Annotated in this window: 16 protein-coding genes and 1 pseudogene; 11 read left to right on the forward strand and 6 right to left on the reverse strand. The window is 63.4% G+C overall.

Annotation, left to right across the window (positions count from 1 at the left end; all coding sequences use genetic code 11):
• Nucleotides 1–19 precede the first annotated feature (19 nt).
• Nucleotides 20–653: pseudogene (locus ACFT1A_RS22105) on the reverse strand (response regulator).
• A complete protein-coding gene (locus ACFT1A_RS22110) occupies nt 641–1,879 on the reverse strand; it encodes a sensor histidine kinase (RefSeq protein ID WP_378448774.1) in 1,239 nt (412 codons plus the stop codon). Before ACFT1A_RS22110 ends, ACFT1A_RS22105 begins: the two are co-directional and overlap by 13 nt.
• Nucleotides 1,880–1,988: 109 nt before the next feature.
• Between ACFT1A_RS22110 and ACFT1A_RS22115 the strand changes: the two genes are divergently transcribed.
• From ACFT1A_RS22115 to ACFT1A_RS22130, 4 genes are all read left to right on the forward strand, one after another.
• Nucleotides 1,989–2,771 (forward strand): ABC transporter ATP-binding protein, encoded by a 783-nt coding sequence (locus ACFT1A_RS22115; RefSeq protein WP_378448775.1) that lies wholly within the window; start codon nt 1,989–1,991, stop codon nt 2,769–2,771.
• A complete protein-coding gene (locus tag ACFT1A_RS22120; RefSeq protein ID WP_378448776.1) occupies nt 2,771–5,254 on the forward strand; it encodes an FtsX-like permease family protein in 2,484 nt (827 codons plus the stop codon). Before ACFT1A_RS22115 ends, ACFT1A_RS22120 begins: the two co-directional genes overlap by 1 nt.
• 21 nt (nt 5,255–5,275) lie before the next feature.
• Nucleotides 5,276–5,908 (forward strand): class I SAM-dependent methyltransferase, encoded by a 633-nt coding sequence (locus tag ACFT1A_RS22125; RefSeq protein ID WP_378448777.1) that lies wholly within the window; start codon nt 5,276–5,278, stop codon nt 5,906–5,908.
• Nucleotides 5,909–5,997: 89 nt separating this feature from the next.
• On the forward strand, nt 5,998–7,833 hold the full coding sequence (locus ACFT1A_RS22130) for an acyl-CoA dehydrogenase (RefSeq protein ID WP_347871955.1): 1,836 nt from the start codon (nt 5,998–6,000) through the stop codon (nt 7,831–7,833).
• A 69-nt stretch (nt 7,834–7,902) separates the two neighbouring features.
• Here ACFT1A_RS22130 and ACFT1A_RS22135 read toward each other — a convergent pair whose 3' ends face one another.
• Nucleotides 7,903–8,535, reverse strand: a complete 633-nt coding sequence (locus ACFT1A_RS22135) for a hypothetical protein (RefSeq protein WP_378448778.1) — start codon at nt 8,533–8,535, stop codon at nt 7,903–7,905.
• Between the two features lie 180 nt (nt 8,536–8,715).
• Between ACFT1A_RS22135 and ACFT1A_RS22140 the strand changes: the two genes are divergently transcribed.
• Together ACFT1A_RS22140 and ACFT1A_RS22145 are read left to right on the forward strand one after the other, a co-directional pair.
• Nucleotides 8,716–9,438: an ATP-binding cassette domain-containing protein gene (locus tag ACFT1A_RS22140; protein WP_378448779.1), complete on the forward strand. Its 723-nt coding sequence runs from the start codon at nt 8,716–8,718 to the stop codon at nt 9,436–9,438.
• A 5-nt stretch (nt 9,439–9,443) separates the two neighbouring features.
• Nucleotides 9,444–11,456: a YhgE/Pip family protein gene (locus ACFT1A_RS22145; protein ID WP_378448780.1), complete on the forward strand. Its 2,013-nt coding sequence runs from the start codon at nt 9,444–9,446 to the stop codon at nt 11,454–11,456.
• Here ACFT1A_RS22145 and ACFT1A_RS22150 read toward each other — a convergent pair.
• Nucleotides 11,453–12,025 carry a nucleotidyltransferase family protein gene (locus ACFT1A_RS22150; protein ID WP_378448781.1) on the reverse strand — a complete coding sequence of 191 codons (573 nt, stop codon included), beginning with the start codon at nt 12,023–12,025 and terminating at the stop codon, nt 11,453–11,455. The genes ACFT1A_RS22145 and ACFT1A_RS22150 overlap by 4 nt on opposite strands.
• A gap of 64 nt (nt 12,026–12,089) precedes the next feature.
• Here ACFT1A_RS22150 and ACFT1A_RS22155 point away from each other — a divergent pair, with 64 nt between their 5' ends.
• The 3 genes from ACFT1A_RS22155 (at nt 12,090) to ACFT1A_RS22165 (ending at nt 13,889) form a co-directional block, all read left to right on the forward strand.
• A complete protein-coding gene (locus tag ACFT1A_RS22155; RefSeq protein WP_019747144.1) occupies nt 12,090–12,335 on the forward strand; it encodes a helix-turn-helix transcriptional regulator in 246 nt (81 codons plus the stop codon).
• Nucleotides 12,332–12,820: a hypothetical protein gene (locus ACFT1A_RS22160; RefSeq protein ID WP_378448782.1), complete on the forward strand. Its 489-nt coding sequence runs from the start codon at nt 12,332–12,334 to the stop codon at nt 12,818–12,820. The genes ACFT1A_RS22155 and ACFT1A_RS22160 overlap by 4 nt, the downstream gene beginning before the upstream one ends.
• An 85-nt stretch (nt 12,821–12,905) precedes the next feature.
• Nucleotides 12,906–13,889, forward strand: a complete 984-nt coding sequence (locus ACFT1A_RS22165; protein ID WP_378448783.1) for an LLM class F420-dependent oxidoreductase — start codon at nt 12,906–12,908, stop codon at nt 13,887–13,889.
• A gap of 4 nt (nt 13,890–13,893) precedes the next feature.
• Here the strand turns inward: ACFT1A_RS22165 and ACFT1A_RS22170 are convergent, their stop codons facing one another.
• Nucleotides 13,894–16,239: a VanW family protein gene (locus ACFT1A_RS22170; protein WP_378448784.1), complete on the reverse strand. Its 2,346-nt coding sequence runs from the start codon at nt 16,237–16,239 to the stop codon at nt 13,894–13,896.
• A gap of 294 nt (nt 16,240–16,533) precedes the next feature.
• Complete coding sequence (locus ACFT1A_RS22175) at nt 16,534–17,889, reverse strand: acetyl-CoA C-acetyltransferase (protein ID WP_021343064.1); 1,356 nt, start codon at nt 17,887–17,889, stop codon at nt 16,534–16,536.
• Between the two features lie 130 nt (nt 17,890–18,019).
• Here ACFT1A_RS22175 and ACFT1A_RS22180 point away from each other — a divergent pair, with 130 nt between their 5' ends.
• Both ACFT1A_RS22180 and ACFT1A_RS22185 read left to right on the forward strand, forming a co-directional pair.
• Nucleotides 18,020–19,366 carry a 3-oxoacyl-ACP reductase gene (locus ACFT1A_RS22180; RefSeq protein ID WP_378448785.1) on the forward strand — a complete coding sequence of 449 codons (1,347 nt, stop codon included), beginning with the start codon at nt 18,020–18,022 and terminating at the stop codon, nt 19,364–19,366.
• Complete coding sequence (locus ACFT1A_RS22185) at nt 19,366–20,229, forward strand: MaoC/PaaZ C-terminal domain-containing protein (RefSeq protein WP_378448874.1); 864 nt, start codon at nt 19,366–19,368, stop codon at nt 20,227–20,229. Before ACFT1A_RS22180 ends, ACFT1A_RS22185 begins: the two co-directional genes overlap by 1 nt.
• Nucleotides 20,230–20,321: the final 92 nt, after the last annotated feature.

Here is a 20,321-nt window from a genome sequence, read left to right on the forward strand (position 1 = left end):
ATGTAGTCCAGATCCTCGATCAGGCGCGCAAATGAGCTAGAACTGCCAAAACACGACGATGCCCGCTTTCCGAAGCCGACAGGCCGAGTTTCGCGAAGATATTTCCTATGTGCTTGCTCACAGCGGTGTCGCTGACGACCAATTTCCTGGCGATTTCCTGATTTCCCAGCCCCTCTGCCATCAGTCCGAGGACCTCCGACTCGCGTGGGGTCAGTGATCTGATCGGATCGTCGGCGGCTCATCAGTTGGGATACGACCTCGGGATCCATCACGGTTCCGCCGTCGACGACCCGGTTCAACGCGTCGACGAACTCGGCTACCTTGCCGACCCGTTCCTTGAGCAAATAGCCGACGCCACCGGCGCCGCCTGCCAACAATTCACCGGCGTAGCGATCCTCGACGTACGCAGAAAGGACCAGGACGGGAAAGCCCGGACGAAGCTTGCGCACTTCGATCGCAGCTCGAAGTCCCTCGTTGGTGAATGTGGGAGGCATCCGGACGTCGAGCACCGCGGCGTCGGGAGCGGTCTCCTCGAACACCGCGAGGAACTGTGTGGCGTCGGAGACGGCAGACACCTCGAAGCCCTCTCCGCGAAGCAGCAGTGCCAGCCCTTCACGCAGGAGAGCGTCGTCCTCGGCAATCAGAATCCGCACGGTAGTTCCACCCTCATCGTTGTCGGTCCACCCTCCGGGCTCTCCAGTACAGCGGTTCCCTCGAAAGCCTCGACCCGGCGCCGGATACCCGCCACGCCGCCGCCCGGCCGTTCGTTCGCGCCGCCGTGACCGTCGTCGATCACGTCGATGAGCATCGTCTCACCCAACGAGTCGGCAGACGTCTCCGTCCTTGCCGTGACGGTGACACTGCGCGCTCCGCTGTGTTTTGCGACGTTGGTCAAAGCCTCGGCGACGACAAAATACGCGGCAGCCTCGACGGCGGCCGGGGCACGGCGGAGATCGTCGATCTCGAGTACACAGGGCACGCTGGAGCGACCGGCGAGCGCGGAGATCGCGCCCTCGAGGCCGAGCTCGTCGAGGATAGGCGGATAGATGTCGTGCACCAACGTGCGGAGTTCACTCAACGCCTCGGTCGCGGCATCTTGCGCCCGATGCAGTTGCGGCAGAGCCTGGTCCGGGTTGATCTGCAACGACCGCTCCGCCATCCCCAACATCATCACCACCGCGACCAGACGGTTCTGCGCACCGTCGTGCAGATCGCGCTCGATGCGTTTGAGTTCGGCCGAATGTGCGTCGAGCGCTGCAGCGCGGCTGGCCGTCAGGGCGGTGACGCGCTTCGATAGGTCCGAACGCGTATCCGGCGCAAGCAAAGTCGTGGTCGACCAGCTGATCCACTTCGCCATCGCGGGGATCAACCACCACGCGATCAGGAAGTACAGGATGCCGATCAACGGCATTCCCGCAGCGCCCAACCACGACGTCACGGGGTACGGGTTGTTGACGGGTTCGCCCGCGGGCATCTGCTGCCAGTACAGCGGGACGGCAATCGCATTGAGCGCACCGAGTGGCAGAGCGATGGTCAGCATCGCCGCGACGAAAGCACCCAGACCATGAATCGACAACCAGGCCGCGTCGCGCCTCGTCGACTGATCGGTGAGGAACCGGCTCCAGTCCCCGAACGTCGGATTGCTCGGCATCGGCGGATATCGCTGCAGAACAGGGCGCCCGGTGTACGCAGCGGTGCGTTTGCGAGCCAGGCCGGCCCACCATCGGAGCACTCGCACGTACGACGGCAACAGCAACCAGCCGACGATCAGAATCGAGAGCGACAAGAGAATGAGACCGACCATCAGCAAGAACAGGGAAACCACAGCTGCCGCACCCTCGACGAGCACGTACACCGCAGCCCTGGTTCTCTTCTTCACTGCCCCAGCATGCCGCACCACACCGCACGATCCACTACAGCTGGCTACACCATTGATTCGGGACTCTGCTGGATGTCGACAAATGCCGAATCTCCATAGCGTTCTTCCCATGAAGAATCGACACTCGGTCCTCGCCCCGCCGGCTCCTGGTGCCACGGGAGCTCGAACATCTGCTGTACGCCTCGAGGGAGTCAGCAAGATCTACGGCAACGGCCGCGGCGCCGTGACCGCCCTCGACAACATCAGCCTCACTCTGCCGCGCAGCACCTTCACCGCCGTGATGGGCCCGTCCGGATCAGGTAAGAGCACTTTCCTGCACTGCGCCGCGGGCCTCGACCGACCGAGCAGCGGATCGGTGTGGTTGGGCGACACCGAGATTTCACAGCTGAAGCCGAAGGCCCGCAGCATCTTCCGACGCGATCACATCGGCTTCGTCTTCCAGGCCTACAACCTGCTCGGCGCTCTCGACGTCGAGCAGAACGTCACGCTCCCCCTACTCCTCGCCGGACGACGAGCCGACAAGCAGTACCTGACCTTCGTCCTCGAATCCGTCGGACTCGGATCGCACCGCAAGCGCAAACCCTCCGAACTGTCCGGTGGCCAGCAGCAACGCGTCGCCATCGCGCGCGCCCTCGTCACCCACCCCGACGCACTCTTCGCCGACGAACCGACGGGCGCCCTCGACTCCCGCAGCGCCAAGCAGGTTCTGGAATTGCTGCGCCGAACGGCCGCCGAGTTCGACCAGACCATCGTCATGGTCACGCACGATCCGGTGGCCGCGTCGTACGCCGATCGTGTGCTGTTCCTCGCCGACGGGAAACTGGTCGGGCACATCGACCGCCCGACACCGCAGCAGATCGCCGAGCGCATGACACACCTCGGGGACTGGTGATGATGAAAGCGCACACTTTTGCCCATCTGAAAGCGCACCGCTCCGGGTTCGTCGCCGTGTTCGTCTCCGTATTCTGCGCGGCCCTCCTCACCTGCGGTTTGGGTGTACTGCTGGAATCCGGAGTGCGAGGCGGAGTCTCACCGCATCTCTACGCCGGTGCCGACGCCGTGGTCAGCGCACCGCAGGCACTCGAGGTCAAGGAAGATGCCGATCAGCCTTTTGCCGAGAGAGTTCTGCTCGACGGTGACGCGGTCCGCAACCTCGAGACACTCGATGTCACGGTGGTTCCCGACATCTCCGTCCCCGTCAGCACCGCCGACGGCGTCGTACTCGACGCACATCCTTGGAACACAGCACAATTGGCGCCGTACTCACTCGCCGAGGGTCGCGCTCCGCAGAGCCGCGACGAGGTGGTCTCGACCACCGGCGCCGCACTCGGCGAGCGAATCACGCTGGCTCACGGCGGCATAGTGGACGAGTACACCGTTGTCGGCACAGCAGATTCGTCTTCGGTGCCGTCACCCGACCGTCCAGCACTGGTCTTCCTCGACGACAATGAGGCCGACCGGTTGTGGCCGCACCAGAACTCGGTCACCGCAGTCGGATTGATCGCCCCCGAAGGCGTGAATGCCGCCGCTCTCGCTCGCGAGGCACTCGCCGGGACCGGCGCCGAGATCTCGACCGGCACCGCACGCGGAGGCATCGAATTCCTCGACGCCGGTGCTGCGCGGACACAGTTGATCGTGCTCTGCGCCACGTTTGCGGGCCTTGCGTTGATGGTCAGCATGTTCGTCGTTTCGAGCACGCTGTCGCTCTCGATCAACGCCAGGCGCCGAGAGTTCGCTCTGCTGCGTGCAATCGGAGCCACCACTCGGCAAGTCCACGTCATGATCGGGCGTGAAGTGCTGCTCGTTGCTGCAGCTGCTGCGGCCCTCGGCGCGGTGCCCGGATACCTGCTCGCCCGAGTTCTGGGCGCACAGTTCGCCGACGCCGGGGTCATGCCCACAGATTTCGCGTTGGCCTACAGCCCCCTTCCGGCGATCGCGGCATTCCTGATCTGCGTACTCACTGCCCGCGCTGCCGCTGCGATCGCTGCCCGTCGGCCGGCAAAGCTCGACCCTGTCGAAGCACTCCGCGAATCCGAAAGCGGCCCGGCGAAACTGGGCCGAGGACGCATCATCACCGGGCTGATCTTCGGCGCCGCCGGCCTCAGCGCGTGCATCCTCCCGGCCTTCCTGCCCGGCAGCGTGGCAGCCGCCGGAGCCGGTTCGAGCGCACTGCTGTTGATCTTCTCGGTCGCGCTGCTCGGCCCGTTGTTGGTGCGCGGCATCATCAAGGTTCTCGGCGGCCCGCTGCGCCGTAGCCGATCGGCGTCGAAAGTTCTCGCTGCGGCCAACGCCGAATCCAACTCGAGGCGACTCTCGTCGGCCGTTGTCCCCTTGGCTCTAGCAATCGCACTGGGCTCGGTGCAGTTCTTCAGTCAGAGCACCGTCGCAGCCGAGGCGACCAACCAGTCGATCAAGGGCGTCACCGCAGACCTGATCGTCGGCGCTCCTTCCGGTATCGCTCCCTCTCTCCTCGACTCGATTGCAGCGGTGCCCGGTGTGAGTGCGGCAAACCCCGTGGTGCGCAGCCAGGTCTTACCGGTACCGAGTGGCGAGGAAGGCGGCTCAGCCGACAGCGCGATCGCGGCCCAGGGCATCGACGCCGCCAGTGCCGCCGCGACCCTCGATCTCGCGGTGACCGAAGGCGACCTGAGCGCTCTGACCGGCGATACCGTTGCCGTGAGCGAAGACGGCGCCTTCACACTCGGAGCCAAGGTCGGCCAGCGCGTCGACCTCTATCTGGGTGACGGAACGCTGGTGCATCCGATGGTCGTCGCAAAATACGGTCGCGGGCTCGGATTCGGGGACGTGACCATGCCGATCGAGACTTTGCGTCAGCACTCCACCGACGCCCTGATCGACACCGTTCTGGTTGCTGCCGAACCCGGACGGTCGGCTGAAGTACAGCAGTCATTGCAGTCTTTCCCCTCGATCGCCGCGATGAACCAGGACCAGTTCGGAGCGGCAGGCGAAGATCAGCGGCGTATGCAGTCGTGGGTCAGCATCCTCGCCGTCCTCGTCCTGCTCGGTTATCTGGCCGTCGCCGTCGTGAACACTCTGGTCGCCGCCACTGCCGAGCGTTCCCGCGAGTTCGCGCTCCTGCAGCTGGTGGGTTCGCGGACGAAGCAGGTCCGAGCGATGATGCGCATCGAATCGTTGATGGTGGTGGGAATCGCCGTCGTAGTCGGATCGCTGATCGCCCTGCCGCCGCTGATGGGCATCGCCGTGGCGGTGTCCGGGCAGCCGATCCCGGCGATCTCACCGGTGATCTACGGTTCCATCGTCGCCGTGACCGCTGTTCTGGGATTTGTCTCCATCGCGATCCCGACTCGCGCGGCCCTGCGCAAGAACCCGATGGACGGTGTCCGCAAGAACTGAGTGCCACTACCGTCGTCATCTATGGATGCGGCCGCCTGGGACAAGAAGTACGAAGAATCCGAGCTCGTCTGGGGCGCTCCTCCCAACGAACTACTGGTGGAATACGCAACGGCCCTCCCCCACGGCCAGGCACTGGACCTGGCGTGTGGCGAGGGCCGTAACGCGTTGTGGCTCGCAACCCGCGGTTGGCAGGTCACCGGCATCGACTACTCGGCCGTCGCGATCGAGAAAGCCCGCACGATCGCGGCCCGCTCACCCCGATCGGTCCTCGACCGTCTCGACTACCGGTGCGGCGACGTCACCGTCGCGGACTACGCCTCCAGAAACGGGCAGGCATACGACTTGGCACTGCTTCTTTACCTTCATCTACCCGCACCACAACGCACCCTGGTTGTGAACCGTGCCATAAATTCTCTGAAACCTGATGGAATCCTCATGATTTTGGGCCACGACCGAAGCAACATCGACTACGGCGTCGGCGGGCCGAAAGATCCCGAAATCCTTTACACCCCAGAAGAATTGATGCAGGAGTTCCAAGGAAGGCTCGAGTTCGAGATCGCCGGAAATCCCCACAGGCACACCGAAACGGGACTCGCGGTCGACGCGCTTGTCATCGGACGCAAATCCGGTGTTGGCAATGCAAAGAACGGCTAGTAACATGTATTAAGTTACCGACGAGTAATAAACTTCGGGCGGTACTAGGAGTGCTGGACCGCACCACCTCACTGGGAGAAGCAGAAGACATGGGCCATTACAAGAGCAACGTTCGGGACCTGGAGTTCAACCTCTTCGAGGTTCTCGGACTGGAGAAGCCACTGAGCGAAGGCGCTTGGGGCGACCTGGATGCCGACACTGTCCGCAACATGCTGGCAGAGGTCGCACGCCTGGCCGAGGGACCGCTGGGCGAATCTTTCGCCGACGCGGACCGCAACCCCCCTGTCTTCGATCCCGAGACGCACACCGTTGCACTGCCGGAATCCTTCAAGAAGTCTTTCAAGGCTCTCTGGGACGCCGAGTGGTACCGCATGGGACTGAGCGAAGAGGTCGGCGGCGTGCCGGTTCCCCGTTCCGTCGTGTGGGCCATCGGTGAGCTGATCCTGGGCGCACAGCCCGCAGCGCACATGTACCAGGCCGGACCCGCCTTCGCGGACGTGCTGTTCAACAACGGCACCGAAGAGCAGAAGAAGTGGGCCGCCACCATCGTCGAACGCGGATGGGGCGCCACGATGGTCCTCACCGAGCCCGACGCCGGCTCCGACGTCGGTGCCGGACGCACCAAGGCAATCAAGCAGGACGACGGCTCCTGGCACATCGAGGGCGTCAAGCGCTTCATCACCTCGGCCGACTCGGACGACCTGTTCGAGAACATCTTCCACCTCGTTCTCGCCCGCCCCGAAGGTGCCGGACCCGGCACCAAGGGCCTGAGCCTGTTCTTCGTCCCGAAGACGCACTTCAACTTCGAGACCGAAGAGTTCGGCGAGCGCAACGGCGCCTTCGTCACCAACGTCGAGCACAAGATGGGCCTGAAGGTCTCCGCCACGTGTGAGGTCACCTTCGGCGGCCACGGCATCCCCGCACAGGGCTGGCTGGTCGGCGAGGTCCACAACGGCATCGCCCAGATGTTCGACGTCATCGAGCACGCTCGAATGATGGTCGGCACCAAGGCAATCGCCACCCTCTCCACCGGTTACCTCAACGCTCTCGACTACGCCAAGCAGCGTGTGCAGGGCGCAGACCTGACCCAGATGACCAACAAGGCCGCGCCGCGCGTGACCATCACGCACCACCCCGACGTGCGTCGTAGCCTGGCAATGCAGAAGGCATACGCCGAAGGCCTGCGCGCGGTGTACCTCTACACCGCAGCACACCAGGACGAGGTTGTCGCCAAGCTCGTCTCGGGCGCAGACAAGGACACCGCGTTCCGCGTCAACGACCTGCTGCTCCCGATCGTCAAGGGCGTCGGCTCCGAGCGTGCGTACCAGTACCTGACGGACAGCCTGCAGACCCTCGGCGGCTCCGGCTTCCTGCAGGACTACCCGATCGAGCAGTACATCCGCGACTCCAAGATCGACTCGCTGTACGAAGGCACCACGGCCATCCAGGCTCAGGACTTCTTCTTCCGCAAGATCGCCCGTGACCGCGGCGTCGCGCTCGCTCATGTTGCCGGACAGATCAAGACCTTCATCGACAGCGAAGCCGGCAATGGCCGTCTGAAGGCGGAGCGCGCACTGCTCGCCACCGCACTCGAAGACGTCCAGGCCATGGCTGCCACGCTCACCGGCTTCCTCATGGGAGCTCAGGAGCAGCCCACCGAGCTGTACAAGGTCGGCCTCGGCTCAGTCCGTTTCCTGATGTCCGTGGGCGACCTGCTCATCGGCTGGCAGCTGCTCCGTCAGTCCGAGATCGCTCTCGCAGCACTCGACAACGGCGCTTCCGACAAGGACAAGAGCTTCTACGAGGGCAAGGTCGCCATCGCGTCCTTCTTCGCCAAGAACGTCCTGCCGGAGCTCACGGCTTCGCGCGAGATCGTCGCGAACACCGAGAACGACATCATGGAGATCGACGAAGCAGCATTCTGATTCGTTCCTGATTCATGAAAAGTGCCGGTCCCGAGAATGTTTCGGGGCCGGCATTTTTGTTGTCAGCGGTCATCTGCGCTCGACGGTCGGACAACTGATCTGTGCGGAGAGTACGGACGTCGTAGGTTGTTCGCCGGGTCGGGCCGCCGTTCCCGCCAGGGAAAGCGCCACGCGCCTGCGATCCGGAGAACTGACTATTTCGATGGACTTGTCGTCACCGCCGCCGAAGGAGACGAACTGTCCGCTCTGATCCGAGAACTTCATGATCGCCGCCCCGTGCTGGCCCGGTTCCGGTTTTTCGTTCACGTAGACCTGCAACTGGAAATCACGTCCCGGATACTCGCCGCCGCCGTCGTACTCGTAGAAAGAACTGGTGTGCACTTCGTAGGCCCACTGGCGGTGACCGGCGGGCAGCGAATCCGCCCAGTTGTGCTCGAAACACGTGACGGATCCGGGCAGCGAGACACTGGCGGCGCCGGTCCACCCACCGGTCAAGGTGATCGCGCCGTAGGGCGCTGCTTCGTGCTCGTGTCCTTCGGAAGGCAAGGGCGGAACTGTCAACGGTCCGACATTGCGACCGGTGAACTCGAAAAGCCTCTCGCTGGACACGAACGGGAGCGACTCGCGCTCACCGGCACAGGAGACAACCGACAGGGCGGCCATGACAAGCAACACGCACATACCGCGTCTACGAACCGGCACCTCGACTCCCCCTGTCCGTTTCCAACAGAATACATACCGTTCGGTCTCCAAGTTGTCAGACGTGTCCGACACATCCCTTTCGTGAGACCGCTCGCCCCCTGACGATGTGATTGGGTGAGCACGAACGTCCACAGAACCAGCCACTCGGTTCTTTCGAAGCCCGAGTAGATCAACAGACAGGTGATCATCGTGGTCGCACCAGAGCACGCACAACCCGATTACGCCCCCGACCTGGCATTGACTGCCACGGACTTGGCGCTCGACGGCCCATGGGGGCCGGTGTTCGGACCCGTCAATCTCGAGATTCGTGCGGGCGGTGTGACCATCCTCGAAGGCTCGGCCGGTTCAGGACGTACGTCCTTACTTCTGACACTCAGCGGGCGAATGAAAGCCAGTTCCGGGTCGCTCTCCGTCTTCGGCCGAACCCGTCCCCGTGAGATCTTCGAGATCGCCGGGGTCGCCGGGTTCGAGGACATCGACGAGCTTGCCGAGTCCGTCACCGTTCGCGATCTGATCACGGAGCAGATCCGGTGGGACGCACCCTGGTACAAGCTCATCGGACGTGCCGGGGATCGAGAACTCGAAACCGTGTGTGCCCCTGTCTTCGGTGACCATCCGCTGCCTGCACTCGGCCGATATGTCAGCGACCTCGGCGAACTCGAGGCGACCCTGCTACGCATCGCGGTCGCGAACACGAAGAAGCCGGCCGTGCTTGTCGTCGACGATCTCGAACAGGTGCGGCGTGACTCCGAGCGCGCATATCTCGTCGAGCGACTGGTCGAGATGGGGAGCTACCAGACCATCATCGCGTCGACCGTCAACCCGCTGCCCGACGGATCACCCATCGATGCCGTCACCTTGCTCCAAGAAGTCACCAATCCCGACCAAGAAGGGGCGAGGTAAACGCGATGCTCGCTGGAATGTCTCTCGGAACCGAACTCAAGCGGTTCTCCCGCGGCGCGATGCCCAGGATTGCACTCGTCACCATCATCTTGATGCCGCTCCTGTACGGCGCGATGTACTTGTGGGCCTTCTGGAATCCGTTCGGTGAGGTGAACAAGGTCCCCGTAGCTCTGGTCAACACCGACCGCGGCGCGATGGTGCAGGGGCAGGAACTCAACGCGGGCGACGAGGTCAGCCAAGCGCTGCTCGATTCCGGTGAGCTCGATCTCCACCTGGTCTCACAGCAGGAAGCCGCACAGGGAGTTTCGGACGGCACCTACTACTTCTCTCTGACTCTGCCCGAGAATTTCAGTGAGGCCGTTGCATCCCCGACCTCCAAGGACCCCCACAAAGCGCAGTTGCAGTTCACCTTCAACGACGTCAACAACTACCTCGGCACCATCATCGGTCAAAATGCCGCCCAGCAGGTCCTCAGCCAAGTCAGCGACAAGATCGGAGCGCAGTCGGTCGAGACGGTTCTCGTCGGATTGACCGACGCGGGTGCAGGTTTGAAACAGGCCGCCGACGGAGCGCTCCAGCTCTCGGCCGGAGTGAACACAGCCAACGCCGGAGCCGGCGAATTGGCGTCGGGCTCGAAAACGCTGGCCGACAACATGGTTACCGCACGCGACGGTGCAGCCACTCTTGCCGGCGGCACGGCGCAACTCTCGACCGGCATCAACACCGCCACGGACGGTGCCCTCGCACTGACCGACGGTTTGGGGCAACTCGATCTCGGAGCTGTCCAACTGGGCGACGGCGCAAGCCAACTCAGTGGTGGCGTCACCCAGGTCGTCGACCAACTGAGCGTCCTCGGGAACACACAAGCAGACGTCGCACAACTGGTCGGGCAGGCAGTGGCCAGCCTTAGGCTGAACCCGGATCCTGTCAGCCAACAGATCGCCAATGCACTCGCGCCTGCCCAGGACATGCTGCGCACTCAGGGTTTCGGTGAAGCGACCATGGGCCAGCTGGGCGAACTCAAGAGCGGTGCACAACAACTCGCTTACCAACTCGACGATCCGTCGAGCACCTTCCGAGCCGGGCTCAATGCCGCGGCCAACGGCGGCGGTGAACTCCGCAACGGCCTGGTACAGCTTCGTGACGGTGGTCAACAAGTCAACGACGGCGCTCAAACCCTCAGTAGTGGACTCGTTCAACTCACCGACGGCAGCGTCCAACTCTCCGACGGAGCGGCCAAACTCGCAGACGGCACCGAGCAACTTCGTGCCGGATCCTCCGAACTTGCAACCAAACTCACCGAGGGCGCCGGCCAGATTCCCAGTTGGACCGATCAACAGCGAACCGCAACCGCTCAAACCCTCTCCAGCCCGGTCGAACTGCAGGAAACCTACGAGAACCGGGCAAGCACCTTCGGCACCGGTTTTGCTCCGTTCTTCCTGCCCCTCGCGCTGTTCGTGGGCGGCATCATCACCTGGATGCTGCTCAAGCCGCTCCAGAACCGGCCCATCGCAAACGGACTCGGCGCGCTGCGGGTGGTCCTCGCCTCGTACTGGCCGGCACTGCTCATCGGCATCTGCCAGGTGATCGTGATGTACCTGGTCGTGCACTTCGCCGTCGGTCTGCACCCCACGCATGCCCTCGGCACCGTCGGATTCCTGATGCTCATCACCGCCACCTACATGGCGTTGATCCAGGCATTCAACGCCATCTTCGGAGTATCCGTCGGACGCGTCATCACCCTGGCGTTCCTGATGCTGCAACTGGTTTCGGCCGGCGGCATCTATCCCGTCGAAACCACCGCGAAACCGTTCCAGATCATCCACCCCTTCGACCCCATGACCTACGCGGTGAACGGGCTACGACAACTCACCGTCGGCGGTATCGACTCGAGGCTGTGGGTCTCGATCGCCGTCCTCGGTGGCCTTCTCGTCGCCTCACTCGGCGCCAGTTCACTTGCTGCACGTCGAAATCGGCAATGGACCATGGACAGGTTGCATCCGCCGATCGAGGTCTAGGTCTCGGGCCAAGGCTCCACGGTCAGCGCAGGCCATTCCCTGCGCCACCGTGCTGCCTTGGCCTCGTACACCTCTCGCGGCGCCAGCACCGGGTTGGGGCGGACGATCATGTCGAAGAGATCGTCGTATCCATGCGGGGCATACACGTCCACGGTGCCGCTTGCTCCCTTGGTGATCCCGAAACAGCAAGTTGTGGAAGCGAAGTGGTCGATGGCGTCGCGGCAACTGGTGAACGGAACGCCGGGAATGCCGAAATGCTGCTCGTACCACAGGTGCACGCGGGCTTCGTTGCGTACTTCGACGTCGGCATCCACATCGGCGAACAGTTCTGCGGCCGAACGAATCACGCGATCTTCCGCTTCGTAGCTCAGATCGTCGGCGTCGAAATAGAAGAGGTCGTAGTCCTTGATTCCAGCTCCGGGGTCACGGCCGTCGATGTGATTCCAGACGGTTTGGAAAAGCCCACCTGCGGTCAGGTACCACTCAGCCAACTCCAACTTCGGCGCCCGATCCACGATCGTTGCGACCACCGGATTTGCCAGGGCGATCTCGAGAAATCGTTCACGCATGCCGTCAGCTTTCCATATGACAAGCAAACTTGACATCATGTGACAAGTATTCTTTACTTTTCCCATGACGGGCAAGGCTGGCGACAACAACGTGCGAGAGCACCGACGCCTCGCCGGCCTCACCCAGGCGCAACTGGCCACAGCAGGCCAAGTGAGCAGACAGAGCATCGTCTCCGTCGAACGCGGCGACTACGCACCGAGCGTCTACCTGGCACTTCGCCTGGCACTGGCGCTGGGGACCACCGTCGAAGCGCTCTTTCCCCTACCCGAATCGGCACTCACCGCAGAAATTCCAGAGGAGACGGCATGAGCACCATGATGAAGGCAATGCGGTTCGTCGGAGATCTGGACGACGACTTCTACAAGGACGAGCGTCAGCGCGACGTCTGGAACGAAGCCTCGGCGGTGGGATTCCAATTCGCCTATTGGATCACGTTGATCGCAGCGGCAATTCTGCCGTGGGTTGCCGGACGAACCGGCGCATGGATTTCAGTGGGACTGATCATCGGATGGTTTATCTGCTCGATGGTGGTGCTGCGGTATGCGCAGGCTCACGACGTCGACGCCTACACAAGCATGAAGGGTCTGCCGCCCCGAGTACTCATGGCTGGGTCCGTCTATCTGATCGCATTGATCGGCGTCGTCGCCCAACTCGTAACTCGTCCGGGCGACGGAATCGCGACCTGGGCCGGCGCTGGGGTCGGGGCACTCGTCGGCCTCACAGCCGCCGTCCTGGGCGTAAAGCGTCACCAGCAGCGGGCCAAGCGACGCGAAGCGGCCGAAGAGCTTCTCTGAATTCCGGAAGTCTGCCCGGCACAACGGAATCCATAGAGTTGGTAAAATCGTGCCAGGTCAACCGATCGCGAGTAACGTCGAAACGGTGAGCACTCGCCTCGGATACCAGATGCCCAACTTCAGCTACGGCGGTCCGATCAAGGACCTCTTCCCCACCGTCATAGCGCAGGCCCGCGAAGCCGAAGCCGCAGGCTTCGATACTGCATTCGTGATGGATCACTTCTACCAACTCCCCGGAATCGGAGCGCCGGACGCCCCGATGCTCGAGGCCTACTCCGCGCTCTCCGCGCTGGCGACGGCCACCGAGACCATCCAGTTGTCTGCACTGGTCACGGGAAACACCTACCGCAATCCGCCCATGCTCGCCAAGACCGTCACTACCCTCGACGTGGTGAGCGGCGGTCGGGCCATCCTGGGCATCGGCGCCGGTTGGTTCGAACTCGAACACAATTCGTTCGGATACGAGTTCGGAACTTTCACCGAACGCTTCCAGAAACTCGACGAAGCACTGCAGATCATCGCGCCGATGCTCCGCGGTGAGCGTCCCACCTTCGACGGCAAGTGGTACCACGTCAAGGACGCCATCAACGAGCCCCGAGTCCGCGACGACCTACCGATCCTGCTCGGTGGCGGCGGCGAGAAGAAGACGTTCGGGCTCGCCGCTCGCTTCGCGGATCATCTCAACATCATCTGTGACCCGTCCGAACTGCCGCGCAAGATGGAAGCACTTGCGGCACGCTGCGACGAAGCCGGCCGCGACCCCGCGACCCTCGAGACCAGCTTCCTGACGTTCATGATGATCGACGAGGACGGCGACAAGGCTCGCGCGCATCAGCGGACATTCCTCGCGGAGCGTGGTCTCGACATCACCACGGCGCCGGAAGACGTCGTCGCCAAGGCCACCGAACGTCATTTCGTCGGGAGCCCGGACGACGTCGCCGAGCAGGTTCAGACGCGCATCCTCGACCACGGCATCGACGGCGTCGTGATCAACCTGATCACCAACGGCGAAGAACCAGGCATCGTCGACCTCGCGGGCCGCACCCTCGGCCCACTCGTCGGCAAGTAGTCCCCTACTCGCACTTCACGATCGGCACCGGGTCGTACTTGACGGTCCGGGTGTTCGAGGAAATCTCGGCGCCACTCGCGTGGTCGGTGATCACGCGGGTGTCGCTGACCGTGAATCCGGGCGCACCGCTCGAAGCCACACAACCAGGCCCCTCCGGCAACGTCACGGTGTTCGGTGACGTCGGCGACGTACGGGGGCCGGTCGTCGAAGCGACATCGACGGTTTTGGTTCCCCAGATCCGAACGGTGATGTTCGACGACGTCGCAATCGTCTCGATCATCACGCCGGTCTTCGCCGGATTCCGGAACTGCAAGTCGATCGCACCGTCGAAGATCGTCGCCTCACGAGCCTCCGGGTACCGCGAGATGTAGTAACTGTGCTCGGTGTGCGCGACGTCGTCCATGCCGGCGAAGTACGTCGCGTTGTAAAGCGTCGTCGCAAGCTGACTGATACCGCCGCCGACAGCCTTGTCCGGGCGACCGTTGTTGATGATCCCCGACTCGACGTATCCCTGAGCGGCACCACGCGGACCGGTGTATTCGTTGAGCGAGAACGTATCTCCGGGCTTGATGACCGCGCCGTCGATCTCCGACGCAGCCAGGCCGATGTTGACGCCAGACGCGTATTCGAAACCACCGGTGGTGAATTCGCCGATCACCTCGTTGATGCCGAGTGCGTTCGCGGCTTCGGTGGTCAGCGCCGGCGGAACCGGTCCGTACACGGCAGGGGTTGCCCGAGAAGCCGTGCTGCCCAGCAGAACCGGGAGTTCCTTGACCGTGTCCGGCCAGTTGATCAGATCACCGACGACACCAGGCACAACCGTCGGCTTATCACCGGCGAAGGTGAACGACGCGTCCTTGGGTTGCACTTCCGTCGACACCAACTGCGGAGTCAGAATTTTGATCGCGGCATCCGTGTTGTACTGCGGGGTCAGCCCACCGGAAGCATCCGGTGTGAAGGTCAAGACCTCGCCGATCTGGTCGACACCGAGCGTCGCGACCTTGCCGTCACGGCCGTTGACCACGACGTCACCCGAGACGGCCGGAATAGCGATCTCCTGCAGTGCGCGATCGACGCCGGCCTGAGTGACGGTGACCGGCACTTCGTCCACCGGAAGATCGACGACGCCACCGTCAGACCACTCCGCGGCGAACGTGGCGCCCGCCTGCTGCGCTTCGAGCGCCTGGCCGGCAGCGGGCGAAACACCCGTCGCCTTTCCGTCCTCGAACACGACTGCACCTTCGACGGGCGCACGATCGCTGTTCGCCGCGAGCTGCGACATCGAGGCGTCCAACGCCCCCTGGTCGACGGTCGACACGACCGGAACCTCGCGGGAGCCGAAGAACGACGTGATCCGGGTGATCGGGTTGATGGGCTGAGCGTTCACACCGGACAACGTGGCCGACCAGTCGACGTCTACACCCGCAGACGCGGGAACGATCTCGGAGTCGACGCCGCCGGCATGTACGGCTACGGGTTCGACAAGCCTTGGACCGAGTTCGGCGCGCAACGTGGTTTCCGCGTCGGCGGGCGTGAGATCACCGATGTCGACCCCGGCGACCTGCGTGCCTCGGGGAGTTTTCCCCGACGACGTGAAGATATCCACTCCGTAGGCAATCACTGCGACGGCAAAGATGGCGCCGACTGCTATCGCCGGTTTGACCCACTTGCGGGAAGACGCCGGAGCGGGCGCCACTGGTTGCTGCGGTGGCGGGGGTGCAATTACCTCTGGTTCTCGGACAACAGGCTCGTACTGCTGCTGGATGGGTTCGAATTGCTGCGTGTCGTACTGCTGCACGAACTCGGGACGCGGCGGCTTCGGGGGAACCACCACTGCCGGGGGCTCGAACTGCTGTGTCTGCTCGTCGATGGCTTCTGTCGCCGGAGCCGAGTCGACTACTTCCGTCGGCGGTGCGTCGTCGGCCGGGACGACAGGGATGACGGTGGTGACCTCGTTTGCCGATTCGTCGTCGGTCAGTTTGTAGTCGGCCAGCTCGTCGACGGTTGGCTCGTCCACGGTTGGCTCGTCCACGGTTGGTTCAGCGGAAGCAACTACTTCCTCGTTCAGCGCTGGTTCGTCGACGGTCGCTTCTGTGGAATCGATTGCGTCCTCGTCGACAGGCTTTGGCGCTTCAACTTGTGCAGGCTCTACTGATTCAGGCTCTACTGATTCAGGCTCTCCTGTTTCAGCCTCGGCGACTGGCTCGGTGTCCTCAGCGGTCTGGGGTTCCTCGACCGACTCGGTCTCTTCGACCGCCTGAGGTTCCTCGACCGACTCGAGTTCCTGCTCTGGGAGGGACGAGTCCTCGCTGTTCGTCTTCTCGACGGACGGACCCTCTTCGTCACTCACCTGTTGGCTCCTCGCTGCATCAACCGTCGCTGCGGCGCTCACCGACAACTCAACACAGGATATCCGGACATACGAGAGCCCCGCGCTGCTGCCAGGTCGGGGGTCAGGCAGCAACACGGGGCTGTCATGAATATCGGTAGCTATTCTGCAGCGTTACACGCCTTCGCGAAAAAGTTTGCAAAGAGTTCGGGGATCCGGCCACCCCTCGTGGCCGGATCCCCGATTACGCATCCCCTCGCGCCGATCACTGCAGGTGAGCGCAGTTTTCACACGCGTGGGGAGATTGTGGAGCGGTTACCGCTCGATAATCGCCGTGACGCCCTGGCCGCCGGCTGCACAGATCGAGATCAGGCCGCGGCCCGAACCCTTTTCGGCGAGCATCTTGGCGAGGGAAGCGACGATACGTCCACCGGTTGCCGCGAACGGGTGACCTGCAGCCAAGGACGATCCATTGACATTGAGCTTGCTCCGGTCGATCGAGCCCAGTGCGCCGTCGAGGCCGAGGCGTTCCTTGCAGTACTCGTCTGATTCGAAAGCCTGCAGGGTTGCGAGAACCACCGAAGCGAAGGCTTCGTGGATCTCGTAGTAATCGAAGTCCTGCAAGGTGAGGCCGTTGCGGGCCAGCAAACGCGGGATCGCGTACGTGGGAGCCATGAGCAGCCCGTCCTTGCCGTGAACGTAGTCGACGGCAGCGGTTTCGGAATCGACGAGGTGCGCCAGAACCGGAAGATTGCGCTCGGCTGCCCACTCGTCGGTGGAGAGGAGCACTGCCGAAGCACCGTCGGTGAGCGGCGTCGAGTTGCCGGCCGTCATCGTCGCGTCGCCGAGCTTGGTACCGAATACGGGCTTGAGCGTGGACAGCTTCTCGACGGTCGAACCGGGACGGAGGTTGTCGTCGCGGGTCAGACCGAGGAACGGGGTGACGAGGTCGTCGAAGAAGCCGCGGTCGTAGGCCGCTGCCATGTTCTTGTGGCTGGCCGCGGCAAGTTCGTCCTGGTCCTCGCGCTTCACGCCGAATTCCTTGGCCGTGATCGCAGCGTGGTCGCCCATCGACTTGCCGGTGCGAGGCTCGCCGTTGCGCGGAATTTCGAGGCCGAGCATGCCCGCACGAACATTGCCGAGCAGCTTGATGCGGTCGCCCGTGGACTTCGCGCGGTTGAGGGAGAGCAGGAACTCGCGTGCCTGATCGTTGACGCCGATCGGAGCATCGGACGTGGTGTCCGTGCCGCCACCGATGCCGGAATCGATGCGGCCGGCCGAAATGGCGTCGCCGACGGCGATGATCGACTGCAGTCCGGTGCCACACGCTTGCTGAAGGTCGTACGCCGACGTGTACGGGCTCAGCGCGCTGCCGAGAACGGACTCGCGAATGAGATTGAAATCACGGCTGTGCTTGAGTACGGCGCCGCCGACGACCATGCCGAGCTTCTCGCCCTGCAGATTGAATCGGCTCACGAGACCGTCGAGCGTCGCAGTGAACATGTCCTGGTTGGACGCCTGTGCGTACGCCTTGTCCGAGCGTGCGAACGGAATGCGATTTCCGCCGACGATCGCAACCGGACGGCGCTGACCTGCGGACTTCGCAGCGGCTGCGGCCGGGGCAGTGCGCGGTGCGGCGGGCTTTGCATTTGAACGGGCTTTGCTTGTCACTTGCGTCTCCAAGGATGGTGCGATTACCTGTTGAAGACTATTCTTACTCAGTAGTAAGTTACTTGTCTATCGCCGCATTCTTCAGATTGCCCGGTGAGAGACAACCCGAAACACAACAGAAGGTAGGACCGTGGCAGCCAGCAAGGGAGCTCCCGACCTCTATTCACAGTTCCTCTCGTCCGCCCCCGGCGCATTCATCGCGTCGAAGGCCGGCCTGCCCAGGCCCGAGAACCTGCGTCGCTACAAAGCAGGGGAACCCGCACTCGCCGGACCTGTCCTCATCGGCGGCAAGGGTCGGCTCGCAGAACCACTGCGCGTACTGCTTTCCGATTACCCGGCAGCCCAGGCGCACGACAGCAGCTTCGGCGCACTCGTGTTCGACGCAACCGGAATCACTCAGGTCAGCGAACTCGAGCAGCTGTTCGAGTTCTTCCAGCCCGTGATCCGCAACCTCGCACCGTCGGCTCGCGTTGTCGTTCTCGGCACGACGCCGGAAGAAACGTCCAGCGTCGACGAGCATGTCGCTCAGCGCGCCCTCGAAGGCTTCACCCGTAGCGTCGGCAAGGAGATCAAGCGCGGCTCCACCGCTCAGCTGGTCTACGTCTCCCCCAAGGCGTCCACCGGACTCTCCGGCGTGGAATCGACTCTGCGCTTTCTCCTTTCGGCAAAGTCCGCCTTCGTCGACGGCCAGGTCATCGTCGTCGGCGCTGAAGATTCCGTCGCACCCGCGAGCTGGGACAAGCCGCTCGAAGGCAAGGTTGCCGTCGTCACCGGCGCAGCCCGCGGTATCGGCGCCACCATCGCCGAGGTCCTGGCCCGCGACGGCGCGCACGTCGTCTGCGCTGACATCCCGGCCGCCGGCGAAGCGCTGTCCGAGACCGCTAACAAGGTCGGCGGCACGTCCCTCGCCCTCGACGTCACGGCAGCCGACGCAGCCGAGGTCCTCGCAGCTCACCTCCTCGAGCGTCACGGCGGAGCGGACATCATCGTCCACAACGCCGGCATCACCCGCGACAAGACCCTCGCCAACATGGACGAGGGCCGCTGGAACATGGTCATGAACGTCAATCTTCTTGCACCGCAGAAGATCACCGAGCACCTCGTCGAGAAGGGTGCCCTCAAGGAAGGCGGCCGCGTCGTCGACGTCTCCTCCATCGCCGGCATCGCGGGCAACCGCGGCCAGACCAACTACGGCACCTCCAAGGCCGGCGTCATCGGCCTCGTTCATGCCGAAGCTCCCGTCCTGGCCAAGAAGAACATCACCATCAACGCCGTCGCACCGGGCTTCATCGAGACTGCCATGACTGCCGCCATCCCCTTCGCCACCCGCGAAGCCGGCCGCCGCATGAGCTCGCTCCTGCAGGGCGGCGAGACCGTCGACGTCGCCGAGACCGTCGCATACTTCGCGAGCCCGGCCTCCAATGCCGTTACGGGACAGGTCGTTCGCGTCTGCGGCCAGAGCCTTCTGGGCGCATGATGGCAGCAAAGACCGTCGCGCTCACCGAACAGCCGAAGACCCTCGACATCTACTCCCGCGCGGTACTGGGATTGTTGCCGTGGAACAAGTCCAACTCGCGCTCGGTGCCACAGCAGACTTTCACCCTCACCGGATTGAAGGTCGACACCGACAATCTGGCGGCGTACTGCCGTGTGACCGGACTGCGGTTCGGCGACACTCTGCCGATCACCTATCCCTTCACCTTGGCTTTCCCGACCGTGATGAAGCTGATGGTGTCGAAGGACTTCCCCTTCGCCGCCGTCGGTTCCGTCCACGCCGAGAACGTCATCGAATCACTGCGACCCATCTCCGTCAGCGAACCGCTGGACCTCTCGGTGCACGCCGAGAACTTGCGTGAGCACCGCAAGGGCCTGCTGATCGACGTGGTCACCGAAATTCGGGTGGGAAGGGAACTGGTCTGGCGACAGACCTCGAGCTTCCTGAACCAGCAGAAGACCTCGCTGTCCGGCCAGCCCGGACCGGAGCCAAAGGCCGACGAGGTTCCGCCGATGCCGATGAGCACCATCCGCGTCGACCAGACCACGATCAGCAAGTACGCCGCAGTCTCCGGCGACCGCAATCCGATTCACGTCTCGTCCCTGGGCGCCAAGGCTTTCGGTTTCCCGAAGACCATTGCTCACGGAATGTGGAGTGCCGCAGCCCTTCTGCGGACCGTCGAGGGTTCCGTTGCGGACAAGATCACGTACAGCGTGCGTTTCGGCAAGCCGATTCTGCTACCGGCGACGCTGAATGCCTACGCTGATCGCACCGATGACGGCTGGGATCTTTCGCTGCGTCACCCGAAGAAGGGTTACCCCCACGTCACAGCGACGCTGCGCTGACCTGAGTTTTGTCGGGTTCCCACCCGCCCCAATTGAGCGAACGTACCTTTCGGCGCCTTGGATGCGCTGAAAGGTACGTTCGCTCAGATTGG

Origin of the sequence: Rhodococcus sp. NPDC057135, assembly GCF_042670865.1 — a bacterium.
Classification (GTDB): domain Bacteria; phylum Actinomycetota; class Actinomycetes; order Mycobacteriales; family Mycobacteriaceae; genus Rhodococcus_F.

What these genes read in the sequence shown, in the direction of transcription:
- ACFT1A_RS22115 (WP_378448775.1), top strand. Translation starts at nt 1,989, where the DNA reads ATGAAGAATCGACACTCGGTCCTCGCCCCGCCGGCTCCTGGTGCCACG.
- ACFT1A_RS22120 (WP_378448776.1), top strand. Translation starts at nt 2,771, where the DNA reads ATGATGAAAGCGCACACTTTTGCCCATCTGAAAGCGCACCGCTCCGGG.
- ACFT1A_RS22125 (WP_378448777.1), top strand. Translation starts at nt 5,276, where the DNA reads ATGGATGCGGCCGCCTGGGACAAGAAGTACGAAGAATCCGAGCTCGTC.
- ACFT1A_RS22130 (WP_347871955.1), top strand. Translation starts at nt 5,998, where the DNA reads ATGGGCCATTACAAGAGCAACGTTCGGGACCTGGAGTTCAACCTCTTC.
- ACFT1A_RS22145 (WP_378448780.1), top strand. Translation starts at nt 9,444, where the DNA reads ATGCTCGCTGGAATGTCTCTCGGAACCGAACTCAAGCGGTTCTCCCGC.
- ACFT1A_RS22150 (WP_378448781.1), bottom strand. Translation starts at nt 12,025, where the DNA reads ATGCGTGAACGATTTCTCGAGATCGCCCTGGCAAATCCGGTGGTCGCA.
- ACFT1A_RS22155 (WP_019747144.1), top strand. Translation starts at nt 12,090, where the DNA reads ATGACGGGCAAGGCTGGCGACAACAACGTGCGAGAGCACCGACGCCTC.
- ACFT1A_RS22160 (WP_378448782.1), top strand. Translation starts at nt 12,332, where the DNA reads ATGAGCACCATGATGAAGGCAATGCGGTTCGTCGGAGATCTGGACGAC.
- ACFT1A_RS22185 (WP_378448874.1), top strand. Translation starts at nt 19,366, where the DNA reads ATGGCAGCAAAGACCGTCGCGCTCACCGAACAGCCGAAGACCCTCGAC.